Source organism: Nocardia abscessus NBRC 100374 (assembly GCF_000308455.1).
Classification (GTDB): Bacteria; Actinomycetota; Actinomycetes; order Mycobacteriales; family Mycobacteriaceae; genus Nocardia; species Nocardia abscessus.
This window is the reverse complement of record NZ_BAFP01000115.1, coordinates 20,805-35,025: the sequence shown is the minus strand read 5'-3', so window position 1 is coordinate 35,025 and position 14,221 is coordinate 20,805. Positions and strand designations below refer to the sequence as shown.

Annotated in this window: 9 protein-coding genes and 1 pseudogene; 6 read left to right on the top strand and 4 right to left on the bottom strand. The window is 65.3% G+C overall.

Annotated features, from left to right (window positions below; all coding sequences use genetic code 11):
* Nucleotides 1-70: 70 nt before the first annotated feature.
* The 3 genes from ON19_RS39130 to ON19_RS23915 form a co-directional block, all read right to left on the bottom strand.
* Nucleotides 71-4,267: a CHAT domain-containing protein gene (locus ON19_RS39130; RefSeq protein WP_051169239.1), complete on the bottom strand. Its 4,197-nt coding sequence runs from the start codon at nucleotides 4,265-4,267 to the stop codon at nucleotides 71-73.
* Between the two features lie 214 nt (nucleotides 4,268-4,481).
* Entirely contained in the window at nucleotides 4,482-4,952 is a 471-nt protein-coding gene (locus ON19_RS23920) for an SAM-dependent methyltransferase (RefSeq protein ID WP_043697210.1), read from the bottom strand.
* A 12-nt stretch (nucleotides 4,953-4,964) separates the two neighbouring features.
* Nucleotides 4,965-6,239: a helix-turn-helix domain-containing protein gene (locus ON19_RS23915; RefSeq protein ID WP_051169238.1), complete on the bottom strand. Its 1,275-nt coding sequence runs from the start codon at nucleotides 6,237-6,239 to the stop codon at nucleotides 4,965-4,967.
* Nucleotides 6,240-6,587: 348 nt separating this feature from the next.
* Here ON19_RS23915 and ON19_RS23910 point away from each other — a divergent pair, with 348 nt between their 5' ends.
* The 4 genes from ON19_RS23910 (at nucleotide 6,588) to ON19_RS42190 (ending at nucleotide 9,447) form a co-directional block, all read left to right on the top strand.
* Entirely contained in the window at nucleotides 6,588-6,953 is a 366-nt protein-coding gene (locus tag ON19_RS23910; RefSeq protein ID WP_227954632.1) for a hypothetical protein, read from the top strand.
* 663 nt (nucleotides 6,954-7,616) lie between these two features.
* Nucleotides 7,617-8,156 (top strand): hypothetical protein, encoded by a 540-nt coding sequence (locus ON19_RS23900; RefSeq protein WP_043697204.1) that lies wholly within the window; start codon nucleotides 7,617-7,619, stop codon nucleotides 8,154-8,156.
* A gap of 59 nt (nucleotides 8,157-8,215) precedes the next feature.
* On the top strand, nucleotides 8,216-9,310 hold the full coding sequence (locus ON19_RS23895) for a hypothetical protein (protein WP_043697202.1): 1,095 nt from the start codon (nucleotides 8,216-8,218) through the stop codon (nucleotides 9,308-9,310).
* Nucleotides 9,307-9,447, top strand: a complete 141-nt coding sequence (locus ON19_RS42190) for a hypothetical protein (RefSeq protein WP_157229822.1) — start codon at nucleotides 9,307-9,309, stop codon at nucleotides 9,445-9,447. Before ON19_RS23895 ends, ON19_RS42190 begins: the two co-directional genes overlap by 4 nt.
* 326 nt (nucleotides 9,448-9,773) lie before the next feature.
* Here ON19_RS42190 and ON19_RS23890 read toward each other — a convergent pair.
* Nucleotides 9,774-10,142 (bottom strand): annotated as a pseudogene (locus ON19_RS23890) (hypothetical protein); the annotation flags it as partial.
* 532 nt (nucleotides 10,143-10,674) lie between these two features.
* Here ON19_RS23890 and ON19_RS23885 point away from each other — a divergent pair.
* Nucleotides 10,675-13,362, top strand: coding sequence for an ABC transporter permease subunit (locus ON19_RS23885; protein WP_043697274.1), 2,688 nt, complete (start codon nucleotides 10,675-10,677; stop codon nucleotides 13,360-13,362).
* A complete protein-coding gene (locus ON19_RS23880) occupies nucleotides 13,359-14,198 on the top strand; it encodes an ABC transporter ATP-binding protein (protein ID WP_063709483.1) in 840 nt (279 codons plus the stop codon). The genes ON19_RS23885 and ON19_RS23880 overlap by 4 nt, the downstream gene beginning before the upstream one ends.
* Nucleotides 14,199-14,221 lie beyond the last annotated feature (23 nt).

The window sequence follows — 14,221 nt, the reverse complement described above, 5'->3', positions numbered from 1 at the left end:
GTGGCGTTGCCGCTGACACGCGTTCAGCGGTACCTCCGCCGGGCGACGGGGAGGCATCCTGTCGTCCGTCTCACGCCCCGGCGTGCAGGTAGGTCGCCCAGAGCGAAGGGGTGGCGGGAAGCGCGTCGCGCACATCGCGGATGGCGTAGTGCAGTGCGTGTGCGGCGTGATTCACGTCGGGCGCACCGCCGTGATTCGTGGCGCCCAGGGCGGAGTAGAACGCGTCGGCGATTCGGACGGCGATCTCGTCGTCGACGGTCCACAGCGTGCCGATGACGTGGGGGTATCCCGCGAGTTGGAAAGCCGAGGTGAGATGGATGGCTTCGTCGAGGAGTTCGGTGTTGGCGGTGAGTGCGGTTTCGCAGGCCGAGAGGTAAGCCAGTCGTGCGTGCTCGAGGTGAATCGGGGCGAGCGCGGCGACGGTGAGCGGGTTCGTGTCGTGGTCGTGCAACAGCAGGTGGCTGCGGGACGGGTCGGCCGGATCGGTGGCGCCGTGGCAGGCGAAGTGCGCGATGGCGCAGTCGGCCAAGTGATTCAGGACATTTTCCCTGGTCGGAAGGGTTGTCGTGGAGCCAGGTGGTGCCGTGGTCTCGGAGCCGTCGAAAGGAAGGTCGATCTCGGCGTCGGGCTCGGTGAGCGTCACCACGGGCGACAGGTGGGCAGCGACCGTGCGGACCTCATCGGGTACGTGGTGCAGGCGCCCCGCGACGCCCGGGGTGGTCGGCATTCCGAGGACGAGTGCGGGACTGCGTGTAGGTGGCTCGGCGTTCGCTGAGCGCAGGCGCGCGTGGCGCAAGGCGGCGACGGTGGGGGTGTAGGAGGAGACAACCCGGTCCATCACGGCCCGACCGGCGGGATCGGGCGGTGTGCTGTGATAGCCCGCGGCGTGGATGGGCAATAGACCCAGCAGGCCGCCGGGGATCCACCACACTCGCGGGCCCGGCCGGTTCGGAGCAGACCTCTCCGGGTAGCCCAAGGCCTCCAGGACGGGGCCCGCGGCGTTGTCCCACAGCCATTCCAGGATCCCGCTGAGCTGTCGTTGGGCGACTTGCCGCTGCCGCCCGGTGGGGCCGTGACCAGCGATCTGTAAGGCTTCGTGGAAGGCGAGAACCTGGTCGATCACGGTCTGGAGCCGCAGGCCGGGCAGCGGCAGGCAGGTTGCACCGTCCGGGGTGAGCAGCAACGCATCGCTGCGATATCGGCTGATGTTGAACACCACCACCGGGCCTTGGTCGGCTCGAGCGATGAGTTCTTCGGGCGACGGCGGCAGGGCGAAGGATTCGAATCCGCGGTGCGCACGGATCCGCGCCAGCACATCGTTCAACTCCCGTGCCGATCGCGCCCGGTCCGCTACCGGGTCGGCCGCCGTGTCCGGCACAGCGGCGGCATCGGGCGTCCGGTCGAGAAGGTTCCGCAATCGGACGAAGTCGGAGGCCAGATCCGGATGCTGCTCCGCGAGATCGGTTATGTCGCTGCGGACCTGCAATGCTTGGCTCAACAGCACTGCCCGCCCCGCCTCCAGTAGTTGCAGCGCCAGGATGGGCCGCTCGCCCGGCGGTGTGGACGGATCTTCCAGCACCAGTGCCGCCGCGTCGGAGGCGATTCCGGCGTACTCGCCCAGAGCATGCTGTTGATCCGGGCGGGCCAACTCGCGTGGCGCGACTTCGGGCAACAATCGGATCGCCCCCCGCAGCAGCTCCGCCGCCCGGCCCGGTTGTGCCGTCGCGGCGAGTTCGGCGGCGGTACGAGCTGCGCGAATGCGGATCGACGGTGCCGCTGTGGCCAGCTCCGCGGCGTGCTGCAGGGCAGTCGTGGCCTCCTCTCGATCAGTTGGCGTGCCGGTCAGCTCGTATTGTGCCCGCAGAGCTTCGGCGAGGTTGATCTGCGTGACGGCGTGGCCTGGGTGGTCGGCCGGCATGGCCGCGACTGCCTGCCGACCGATCCGGATCGCCTCGTCCAGATCGTCTGTCGTCCCCGTCCGCTCGAACCGGATATGCAGCGGGACTGCGAGATTGGTCAGTCGGTCGGCAAGTTCGGGATGATCTGCGGGCGTGGCCGCGACCGCCTCCCGGCCCATTGGGATCGCCTGGTCCAGATCAGCCGCCGACCCGATCTGTTCGGACCGCCTCCAGAGGGCGGCACCGAGATCCGACAGCATCCCGGCGCGAGCGGGGTGGTCGGGTGGGACGATGTCCAAGGATTCCCTGAGCGTGGCGATGGCTTCGTCCAGAGCGGCGATCATCCCCGTCCGCTCGAACCGGCTCATCAGGGCGGCCGCGAGTTCGGTGAGTATGGTGGGAAGGTCGGGATGGTCTGTGGGCGTGGCCGCGATCGCCTGCCGTCCCGTTCGGATCGCCTCGTCCAGGTCGTCATTCGCTCCCGTCCACTGGAACCGAATCCGAAGGGGGGAAACGAGATTGAACAAGCAACGGGCGCGGAGGGGGTGATCGGCCGGTGTGGCTGCCACCGCGAGTCGATTCATGCGGATCGCCTCGTCCAGATCTACCGGCGCTCCCGTCCGATCGAACCGCTTCCACAATGCGACACCGAGATTGGACAGCATCGTGACAAGACCGGGATGGTCTGGAGGAAAGACGTCCACCGCTTTCCGGAGGTTGACGATCGCCTCGTCGAGGTCCGTCGTCATTCCCGTTCGTTGGAACCGGCTCACCAGGCAGGTGGCGAGATTGGACCGGGTGACGGCCAGTCCGGGGTGGTCGGTGGGCGTGGCAGCGACCGACTCTCGACCGATTCGGATCGCCTCGTCCAAGTCGGCCATTTCGCCTGTCCGCTGAAATCGGCTCACCAGGCAGGTAACGAGATTGGACAGTGTGCTGGCCCGGTCTGGGTGGCCGGTGGGCACGGCTGCCACCGCCTGTCGGCCGAATTCGATCGCCTCGTCCAGATCGGGCAGCCGGCCGGTCCGCTCGAACCGCTTCTGCAAGGTGACCGCCAGGTTGGTCAGTGTGCTCGCCAGGTCGGGATGATCGGGGGTCGAGAGGTCCACGGCTTTCCGTAGGGTGGCGACAGCCTCGTTCAGATCGCTCATTTCGCCGGTCCGCTCGAACCGCCTCAGTAGCGCGACCCCGTGACTGGACAGGATGTTGCCCAGGTCGAAGCGGTCGGAGCCGGCTGCCACCGCCTGCCGTCCGATTCGAATCGCTTCGTCCAGGTCGGTCTGCGCCCCGGTCCTTTCGAAACGGTTCATAAGGGCTGTCTCGAGATCGGACAGCGACACAGGACGCACGGTGTCATCGGCTAGTTCCACGGCCTTCCGCAGAGCAGTGACGGCCTCGTCCAGATCGGCCGGGGCGCCTGTTCGCCCGAACCGGAACCGTAGGGCCGCTCCGAGAATGGACATACTTGCGGCACGCTCGGGGTGATCCGAGGCTGTGGCCGCTACCGCTCGTCGACCGATTTCGATCGCTTCATTCAGATCGTCCGGTAGTCCCGCCCACGCGAACCGGTCCACCAGGGCTCGGCCGAGGCTGGTCATGTGGTCGCCGCGCTTGGGGTCGTCGGGGGGTGTTTCGGCTACCGCCTGCCGACCCAGTCGAATCGCCTCGTCCAGGTCGGCCCGCGCACCGGTCCGCTCAGCCCTCACCCGTAAGGAGACCCCGAGATCGGACAGCATGCGGGCATGCTCGGGGTGGTCCGGGTCCGTGGCGGCTACCGCCTGTCGGCCGACCTGGATCGCCTCCTCGAGATGGGGCAGCGCCATCGTCACCGTGAACTGCTGCCGCAGAGCGCGGCTCAGCGCGCTGATCCTTCCGGCCCGCTCAGGGTGATCGGTGGACGTGGCCGCGACCACCCTCCGAAGCATTTCGACCATCTCGTCCAGATCGGTCAGTGCGCCCGTGCGCTCGAACCGAATCTTCAGACACGCCCCGATGAAACCCAGCAGGGAGGCCATGTCGGGGTGATCATGGGGCGTGGCGTCCACCGCGCGTCGAGTGGTCCGCATCGCCTCGTTCAGGTCGGCCGAATCCTCCGTCTGCTGGAACCGGATCCAGTGTCCGCCGGCCAATTCGGTGAGCGCGACGGCGAGGTTCGGGTGACCGGTAGGGATCACCTCCACGGTCTCCCGGAGGGAGACGATGGCCTCGTCCAGATCGGCGATCGCCCCGGTCTCCTTGAACCGACGATGAAAAGCGTCCCCGAGGCGGAACAGGCACACTGCCCGCGCGGGGTGGCCAGCGGGGATGGTGACCAATTTGCGTTGCATCAGCTTGATTTCGGCCGTGATAAAGGCGACGCCGATCTTCACACCTCATAACCCCCCGACGCGTGCGCAAGGCCACGCTAATCACGTGGTCACACCTGGCACAACGGTTTACGGCGATATGAACGCACGGCACGCTCGCCGGCCACACGCTCATCTGCTACCTCCGCCCACCACCCCGTGCGGATGCCCACCACCTCGTGTCCGGCGGGCTGTCGGTCTTGCACCTCTGCCAAGCTGGCGGCTTTCTACCTAAGCCCTAGAAGTAGTCTTTGAGCATTTCAGTGGACCACGCAGCTTGCCGGACTTCTCCGCGAGGGCCGAACTCCGCGAACCAGGGTTTGATGTCCAGCACGGGCGTGCCGTCGACGGCGTCCAGCTCGGCGACATGCAGGTCCAGACCGTCCACTCGGAGCAGGCGACAGCGCGAGACGCCGAGCCAGTTGATGCGCCGCATGTTCCGGTGCCCGAAGATGCCGACTTTTGGCCATTCCGGATTGTCGCGTGCGCTACGCGCACCGAAGTGCAGGTCTGTCGGGTCGGTCAGATGGAACCGGAACAGGATCTCCAGGTGGCTGAACTCTTCCAACCCCTGTACCGACTCTTCGGTGAACCTGGGGTCGTCGACGCGAATGATCGCCTCGGTGCCGCCCCAGTGATCATCGGTCGGTTCACGTCGGCCACCTACGACGTGCGCGACCGGCACTACCTCGAACACTTCGTCAGCCATACGACCCCTGCCCTATTTCTTGTTTGCGGCTAGATACTCTGTTGCCCGCTCGTCGGTTTCGCGGACACCGGGAATGGACTGGCCGCGGTGCGGTGCCAGCGTTGAGCGTATGTCGCGGGCCACGTTCCGGGTGCGTCCAGACTGCACCCCGCCCATCGCGCCGAGCGCGGAACGCCACGTGGCGCAAGCCTGCTCGATTTCGCCGCTGCGGGCCTGCACCGTGCCGAGGTAGCCAAGAGTCACCGCATGGGTGCGTGTGAACGCGGTGGCCTTGCGCATGCGGACGCTGAGCTGGAATTGGTCAGCGGCCCCGGTGAGATTGCCCGCGTCCCTCAGTGCGCACGCGGTTTCGTGGGCAAGACTCGCCTCGGAGAAGAAGAACACCCGAGCGGGTTCGCGATCGGAGTCGGATGCTGCCGCGAGATCCTGCTCGGCCTGGAGTAGAGCTTTCGCTGACTCGGCGGGCCGACCGGCCGCGCTCAATGCCTTCGCGTGCACCACCTTCAGCAATGCGCGCTCGCGGCGGCAGGCTGTCCGGTAGCGAGCGCCGCTGACGGATGCTTCAGCCAGCTGTAGACCCTGCTCGGGGTGTCCGAGGTCGACGGCCTGGTGGGCCATGGCGCGCAGCACGTGACCGACCAGCGGCGCGTCTTCCGCCTCGGCGGCGAGCTGGGTCGATGTGGCGAAGTAGCGCTGTGCGGCTGCGTGCTCATCGTTGTCGAACGCCATCCACCCGACGAGGTAGGCCATTTCCGCTGCCGCGGAGAACATCTCGCGACGCACGGTCTTGCTGGCGAAGGACCCCTTCAGATAGCCGGTTACCTCGTTGGTCAGATATTGGACGACGGCAGTTCGTCCATGCCCGCCGCCGAGTCGCTGATCTATATGGGAGAACACGAGCATCACGTCTCGTACAGCGGCTACGTCGGTTTCCCCCACGTAGCGAACTCGGGATTCCTGGCGCGGAAGGGTGGCCGCGTTGTCGAGCCAGCCGGGCAGCAGGACGGATGCGCTGAGTGCTGTGGAGTATCCGACCCGTAGGAAAGAGCGCCGTTCCACATCAGCCTTTCCGAGGTTGAGCAAGGCCGCTACTGGGTCTTGGATGCGACCGAAATGCTTCTCGTAACACGCTATGACATCGGGCGTCGGTGTGCGTTCTCCGGTCTCGTAGTAGGCAAGCACCGACTTGCTGTAGTGGATCTGAGCAGACAGTGAGGCCAGGGACACTCCAGCGGCTTCGCGGGCCGCTCGGAGCTGCGCACCGACGATAGCGGCGTGTCCGTCCATACTTCCGAATCTAGCTGGTCACGGACTCGCGGACCGCCAGTTGTGGATGCGCTGTGGACGCCGATCCGTGTTCCACGCCCCATATTCCGTGGTCCTCTGAGTATGCGTCCGGCATGGAGTACGGAACCGCGAGCCCCTTACCGCAGTCCGCTCCTGTCCCGGGTACCGATCAGGGGGCTGCCAGGGCCGGACGCGCCTATCCCGACCAGTGTGAGCAGGGGAGCGATGCGCCGAGAAGCGTTTGGAGACACGCCGATGTCTCGATGCCATTACTACCGGAACGTGTGTGACATACCAGCGACTGCGGACCCTCCTCACGTGGGCCGGATCGTGGCCCGTTGCGGGTCGGTGTGGGCGATCACGATGCCTGCCGTGTTGGGGCAAGCCGTGAAGGTGTGGATGCAGAACCAGGGGTACACGTTGGGGCCGATCCTGTCGCACCCACGGTCGAAGCGGTGGACGTTCATCATTCGACCGGACCTGCCGGACGAGATTCAATTGTTCGCCGAAATGTTTCGGTTCGATGTATCGATCGTGCGTGAAGGCGGAACGATCGGCCTGCCCAGCCCGGCCGATGTGGGGACCAAGTTCCGTGCGTGGGTCGTGCGGCCCCACAGTCATGTTCGCCCATCCGGTCACGTGATCGTGGAAGCCATCCGGGCGATCCGAGCCGAGAAGACCGCGCGGCGTCGGCGGGTGATGACGTATGCGTGAATACACATGCGGACAGAGCCAGGGGATCTCTCACTGGCCGCACACCGGTACCGCGCGGCTGGGCTGGTCATGACGCACGCTGACCGTGACACACACCCGACGTTGACCCTGATACAGGGCGGCAGGTCCAGCAGGTTCGACGTTGAGGCAGCGTTAGCGAGACTGCTCGAACGGTTGTCGTCGCACAACAACCCTGGTCTGCCGTTGATGAGCCGCACCGCTGCCGACAAGGCGTATGAGGCGCACATGGATTGCGACCCGTTAACGTGCTCGACGCGCGTCTCGGCAGTCATCGTCATCCGCGACGACTACCGATGGTTTCGGGATCGGGGCATGTGATGAGGTCACCACTCCCGGACGAACCCGATGTGCACTTGATTGTGCGGATGCGCGGCTACCAACTGCACTACGCGGCGTGCCTGACTGCGGCTCTTGTGTTCGTCCAAGACGAAGGCATCCGCCATTGCACCGACGCCGTGTGCGTCGCTGGTGGCGGAACTGATCGGCTGCCCCGGTTGCCGTGTGAACGGTTGTATGTGGAGCGATGATCGTTGCGTTTCAGGCATCCGGCGACCGCGACACTCGCGCTTCTGTTCGTCGCTTGCCCGTGAAGTTCGCAGGCGCAACACTGACCTGTTCGGATCATGACGGAAGGGAGTCGACGTGGGGAATGACGAGCAGTTGATCATCGATCTCGGCGTACCTGTCGAGCAGACCGAGTGGGGCAAATGGGTTGATCCGGACCGCCACAAGGCGCAAGTCCGGAAGTTCATGGAGCGCGCAGACATCAGCCGCTTTCCTTCAGAGCCGTGGCCGGAAGGCTCCGCGGAGGTGAAGCGGCTGGACCCAATTGTCGCGGAATTGTTCCCAGATATGGCTACCGCGATGGCTCCGGAGAAAGCGGACATGGCCGACGCTTTTATTTGCTTTGTGGGTGAATGCTTCATCCGGTTCGCTGGCGCTGAATGGGCGGATTTTGAATGGTTCGGCCGCGAAAATTCGTTCTATGACCACGTGAACCCGTCTTTGAGATGTGATACGGAGGACGAAGACGAATTCACGGTATGGGGGTTGATGGACGACATGATCGACTACAACCGGGAGGACTACGACGGCATGTTCAGCTACATTGCAGCGGCACTACGTGAATACGCTGGCTACCACGAAGCGAAACGTCGCGAGGAAACCTCTACTGACACCTGATAGTTCGTCGTTCGATACCGTCTATCAGTACTTCCGTGCACGGGGGGATGTAGCCGGCCATGCCGGATGGATACGACAAAGACCGTGATGAATTCGATCCGAACAAGCGCGGAAGGATATTCGAGAACGGCACATATACATATTTTCGCGACCGCGAGAACGGTTACGTCCAGCAGTCCCGAATATTCACCACCGCTAAGGGTCGCGTCCAGTTCGATAAAATCAGGGAAGTCCGGGGGCTGATCTTCACAATTGAAGACAAGTCCGGAAGGATGGACGGCAAGAAAGACGAGACCCAACTGAAAGCTGTCCGGGCGCTCCTCGATAGGGGGGTCATCGAGCAACACGTACTGCGGTCGGTCCAAGGTGAGTATAGGTCGAACGAAATACAGAAGCTCATCGAAGGCTTGGTGCGAGATTTTCCGGACAAGTTCACCCATCAAGAAATATCCCGGGAGACGGCCCGTGAGATCTGGTCGATCGGGCTGCAAAGAGAAGCGGGGCAACAGCTCGAATTCCCCGGTGTCCGCGAGAAGGCGCGGCAACAGAATACGCAGCAGCGCGAGCAGCAATCGAAGGCCGCGGAACTGGCGAAGAAGGCCCGCGAGCGAGCAGCAAAATTTCGGAACATGCTGCGGTTTCGGGAAGGTGCCACGCGTGCCCGGCCAGAGGCTCCGCAGCGAGCCGAACATGTCCGACGGGCGCAAGAGCAAGCCGAGCGAACCAGGCAAGCAGGTAGAACGCCGGAAACTGAGCGTGCACGGGTCGAACGTGAGGCCGCCGAACGGGTGGCGCAAGAATTTCCGGTGCCCAGTCACTTTCAGGAACGGGACGCCGCTGACGCTGGAGGAAAAGCGGCCCGTGAGGTTGAGGCTGCCAGCGTCGAGCGTGCCGCGGCCGAGGCGCGCGCGGCCGCCGAGGAGGAACGAGAGGCCGCGTTCAAGGCACGTGAGGCGGCGGAGAAGGGACGCGCGGAAGAACTGGCGCGGTTGCAGGCGCGGGGGATTCCGCCGGAGGTGGTGCAGCTTCTCGGGATTGGCCAAGCGCAACCGCCATCGGCAGCGGTGAAGCAACCTCCGGGCACGTCACCGCGCGTGCAGCGTGGTTATTGGCACAGTCAAGAACGGAGCCGGGGAATCGAGCGCGGCCGGTGAAGACGGACAAGCTCGGTGAGCTGGTGGCCGATTTCGAGAAGGACAACGAGCCGCTGACGCGTGCGGAAATCGATGAGGCGCGGGCGGAATTGTGTTTCGAGCGCCGCCGTCGGGGTCCGCGCGGATCGGCTGCCTGATGCCGGATGTGCTGTTCTCGACAGCGAGGGGCTGTGATGCTGTATCGGAAGAATCGCCGAACTCTTGCATGGGTGCAGGCGGCCATGAGGACATCCCGAGGACATGGCGTTGCTATGCGGCCCGGAGGTCGAGATCGTGAAGGTGTGAGCGGTCGACTCGCCTTCGCCACCTAGTCGGTAGCTGCGCGTTGGGCTAAACGTATTTCTCGGAACTGGCGGCGAGGCTTGGTTTTTGGCTCGCTGACCTGTCATGCTCCGGAAAACGCGAAACCGGGCCGAATCGCTCTGCGAGAGAGAGCGATCCGGCCCGGCGTCAGTTCAGAAATCTAGCTGGTCGGTTCGAACGCTTCCGCGATGATCTCCGCCTGCTCCACCGCGTGGACCTTGCTCGACCCCGAGGACGGGGCCGACATGGCGCGGCGGGAGATGCGGCGGAGTTTGCCGAGGCGGTCGGGGAGGGTTTCGGGGAGGTTGAGGCCGAAGAAGGGCCAGGCGCCCTGGTTGGCCGGTTCCTCTTGGACCCACGCCAGGTCGGTGGCGTTGGGGTAGCCCTCCAGGGCCTCGTTCAGGCGGCGTACGGGCAGCGGGTAGAGCTGCTCGATCCGCACGATGGCCACGTCTTCGCGCTTCTGCTTGGCCTTTTCGGCGGCCAGCTCGTAGTAGAGCTTGCCGCTGGTCATCAGGATGCGCTTGACCGGTGCTAGCCGCGTTACGCGGCACTTCCGGGCCGCCGAATACTTATCGAGACCGCAGGGCCTCCGCCACGTCGTAGACGTCGTACTGCCCTACCTCGCGCACCTTCTCAGGGACAACCGACAAGCGCGGGCCGGGTTCCGGATTCCCCCGTCGCTCATACGCCGAAGGGTACCGGGGGAGTCTTCCGGGTGTCCATCACCGACTCCGGCTCGCGGCTTACGTTTTGGTGCCGTCGAATTTTGTTGCGAGGCAGAAGCTGCGAGATTGCTTGGTGTGGCGTGGGCCGACGATCAACACTGACCTGGCGCGAGCTCGACCCAGCGCGTATCACCTGTTCATCGAAGCCCGGAGACGGCATGACCGAGTCAATTGTCCAGTTGCCCTGTCGATAGAGCCATTCATACCAAATAGCGCTGATGCCCTTTCTGGTGGGTCGTTCTTCGATCAGCGGCCGACCATCTCGGGCACGCGTGCGCCGACGCTCCGTCACGGTCGCGGACTGTCGGTGACCAGTGAAAAGTGGAGTACATCGTGGCAGATCTCTTGCCGTTCGTAATCGCGGGAATCGTATCCGGCTCGGTTTATGGGCTGGCCGCGGTGGGTTTGGTGCTCACCTACAAGACGTCGGGAGTGTTCAATTTCGCCCACGGTGCCATGGCTACGGTGTCGGCGTACGGCTTCTACACCTTGCATGTCGTCAATGGGCTTGCTTGGCAGCTCGCCGCGGCCATCTGTGTTCTCGGTATCGGTCCGGCCATGGGTTTGGCGCTGGAATTGCTGGCCCGCGTTGTCGACCAGGCGACAGTGGAACTGCGGATCGCCGCGACCGTCGGCGTTCTGCTGGTTGTCCAGGCGGGTGTGACTCTGTACTACGGGCAGACGACGACGCGCATCGTTCCGGCCTTCCTGCCGGAAGGCGGATTCGCCGCCGTCGGTGTGCAGGTGCAGTGGTCGGATGTCGCCACGTTCGGGGTCGCGGTACTGGCGACCGCCGCGCTCTCGGCCGCGCTGCGGTTCACCCGGCGTGGTGTCGCGATGCGCGCGGTCGTCGGGAACGCGCCGTTGCTGGATCTCGCCGGGACCAGTCCGGTGAGCACTCGGCGATGGGCCTGGTGTGTCGGCACCGGTCTGGCGTCGCTGTCCGGGGTGTTGTTCGCGCCGTTGATTCCGCTTGATCCCATGCAGCTGACGTTGCTGGTCATCCAGGCGTTCGGAGCGGCGGCCATCGGCCGATTCACGAGCCTGCCATGGAGCTTCGGCGGTGGACTGCTCATCGGGGTGTTCGCCGCGCTGGCTACCCGCTACTTCACCACCGGGCCGGCCGCGGGAGTTCCCGCCGCATTGCCGTTCCTGGCGTTGTTCCTCGTACTGCTCGTCATGCCGCGTCGCTTCGCGCTGGACCGGGATCGGGTGGTCCGGCGGATCCGATCCGGCTGGACTGCCCCGCCGGCGTTGCAATCCATTGGCGGGGTGGTGGTGTTGGTCGTGCTGGCGCTGGTTCCGTCGTTCGCCGGTATTCACCTGACGGATTGGACTGTGGCGCTGGCGATGACGCTCGTCTTTTTCTCGCTCGGTCTGCTGGTTCGTACGTCCGGTCAAGTCTCGCTGTGTCACGTGGCTTTCACCGCGATCGGCGCGTGCGCGTTCTCGCACTTCGCGGTCGATTGGCGGTGGCCGTGGCCGCTCGCTCTCCTCGCCTGTGGTCTGGTGGTCGTGCCGATCGGTGCGGTGTTGTCGATTCCGGCCATTCGGCTCAGCGGCCTGTATCTGGCGTTGGCGACCTTCGGATTCGGCGTCGTGCTCCAGATGATGTTCTACAGCCGGCCCTATATGTTCGGCACCAGCGGTCTCGGCCTGCCGATGCCGCGCCCCAGCGTATTCGGATTGGACTCCGACCCGTCCTTTTACCGGCTGGTGCTGGTACTGGCCACGGCCGGCACGCTGATGGTGGTGGCGTTGGACAAGAGCAGGCTCGGACGATTGCTCCGGGGCCTGGCCGAATCGCCGACCGCGCTGCGGGCCAACGGTGTCTCGATCGAGGTCACCCGCGTTCTCGTCTTCTGCGTGTCGGCGTTCATCGCGGCGTTGGGTGGCGCACTCGCAGGAATGGCCCAGACCACTGCCTCCGCGACCAACTACCAGCCGCTACTGTCGGTCACCTATTTCGCCGTCATTGTCATCATGGTGGGCCGGGAGCCGTGGTATTCGCTGCTGGCCGCGGTCGCGCTCATCCTGGTGCCGTCCTACGTCCCCGTCGCAGGCGTGTCGCTGTGGCTCCAGGTCCTGTTCGGCATCCTGGTGGTGCTCCGTGCCGCTACCGCGAGCCGCCTGGAGGTTCCCGGACCGATCCGGTCCCTCCTGGACAGCGCGTTTCGCGGCAAGCGGTCGTCGGCGGTTGTCGCGGTGGAGCCGGCCCCGAGGCAGCCCTCGGCACTGCTGGAGGTGCGGGATCTTTCGGTTCGTTTCGGCGGCGTGGTGGCCGTCGATGGCATCTCGTTCGAGGCACGTACCGGGCGGATCACCGGACTCATCGGCCCGAACGGTGCGGGAAAGACGACGACGTTCGATGCCTGCACCGGTCTCGTCCAGGCCGACGCCGGCGAGGTGCGATTGCAGGACCGGATGATCAGTCGAGTCTCGGCGTCCCGCCGGGCGCGGCTCGGCATCGGGCGAACTTTTCAGCGGACAGAGCTGTTCGATTCCCTTACCGTGGCCGAAAACGTCGCGATGGGAGCCGAAGGCCCACTCGCCGGGGCGAATCCGCTGGCCCAACTGTTCGCGGCGCACGGACATGTCCGGAGGGTGCGCGCCGCGGCGGCTTCTGCTATGGCGTTGTGCGGTATCGAGTCCATCAAGGATTCTCGCGTCGGCGCACTGTCCACCGGCCAGCGAAGACTGGTCGAACTCGCGCGATGTCTTGCCGGGCCGTACCGGATCCTGCTGCTCGACGAGCCGAGCGCGGGTCTCGATCCTGCGGAGACCGCGCGCTTCGGGCAGATTCTTACGCATGTCGTCGCCGAACGCGGCGTCGGAATCGTCCTGGTAGAGCACGACATGTCGCTGGTGCTGGAGATCTGCGAGGAGATCTTCGTACTGGACTTCGGTCGCCTGATATTCCGGGGCTCGCCCGCGCAGGTCCGGGCTTCGGAGGTGGTGCAGCACGCCTATCTCGGCGTACCGGTCACGGACGAGAACCGGCTGAAGGAGCCCGTAGCATGACCGGCCAGGGCAAGGAGGCCGCAGCTCGGGATCCCGGGGCATGCGCAAAGGGACACAGCACCACCGGCACCGATTTCGCACTCGAATTGCGCTCGATCGCCGCGGGATACGGCTCGACGATGGTGCTCCACGACGTCGACCTGGCCGTTCCACCTCGCTCGGTCGTGGCGTTGCTCGGACCGAACGGCGCCGGAAAGTCGACGCTGCTCAGGGTGGCCTCCGGGCTACTGCGACCACGATCGGGAACCGTGTCGATCGACGGAGCAGATCTGACCCGCGCTCGCCCGGCACGCCGCGCCCGCGCGGGTTTGTGCCTGATCCCCGAGGGCCGCGGTGTGTTCGCGGACTTGACGGTCCGGGAGAACCTGCGCCTGCTGACACCGCCGTGGCGCCGAGTCAGGACCGATGACGTGCTCGATGTCTTCCCCGCGCTGCGGGCGAAGCTCGATCAGCGGGCAAGTTCCCTGTCCGGCGGGCAGCAGCAGATGCTGGCACTGGGGCGCGCCTGGCTGGCCGATCCGGCGGTTGTCCTGCTCGACGAGGTGTCCATGGGCCTGGCTCCGCTGGTCGTGGACGAGATCTTCGCGGCCCTTGGCGAATTGCGCACCACGGGCGCGGCGATTGTGCTCGTCGAACAGTACGTCGACCGCGCGCTCACGATGGCCGATCACGTGGTGTTGCTCAGCCGCGGCACCGTCGCGTTCGCCGGGCCCGCCGCAGGGATCGACCGAGATGTCGTGCTGCAGAACTATCTCGGCGTCGACGGGGGACACACAGACTTGCCGGCATCGTCGGCGGGACACCCATCCGGAACCGCGGCCGGGCCATGGGCGTAGCGAATACTCGGTCCAGGAGTGGA

Coding starts and splice junctions, on each gene's coding strand:
- ON19_RS23895 (WP_043697202.1), top strand. CDS start 8,216: ATGCCGGATGGATACGACAAAGACCGTGATGAATTCGATCCGAACAAG.
- ON19_RS23915 (WP_051169238.1), bottom strand. CDS start 6,239: ATGGACGGACACGCCGCTATCGTCGGTGCGCAGCTCCGAGCGGCCCGC.
- ON19_RS23920 (WP_043697210.1), bottom strand. CDS start 4,952: ATGGCTGACGAAGTGTTCGAGGTAGTGCCGGTCGCGCACGTCGTAGGT.
- ON19_RS23880 (WP_063709483.1), top strand. CDS start 13,359: ATGACCGGCCAGGGCAAGGAGGCCGCAGCTCGGGATCCCGGGGCATGC.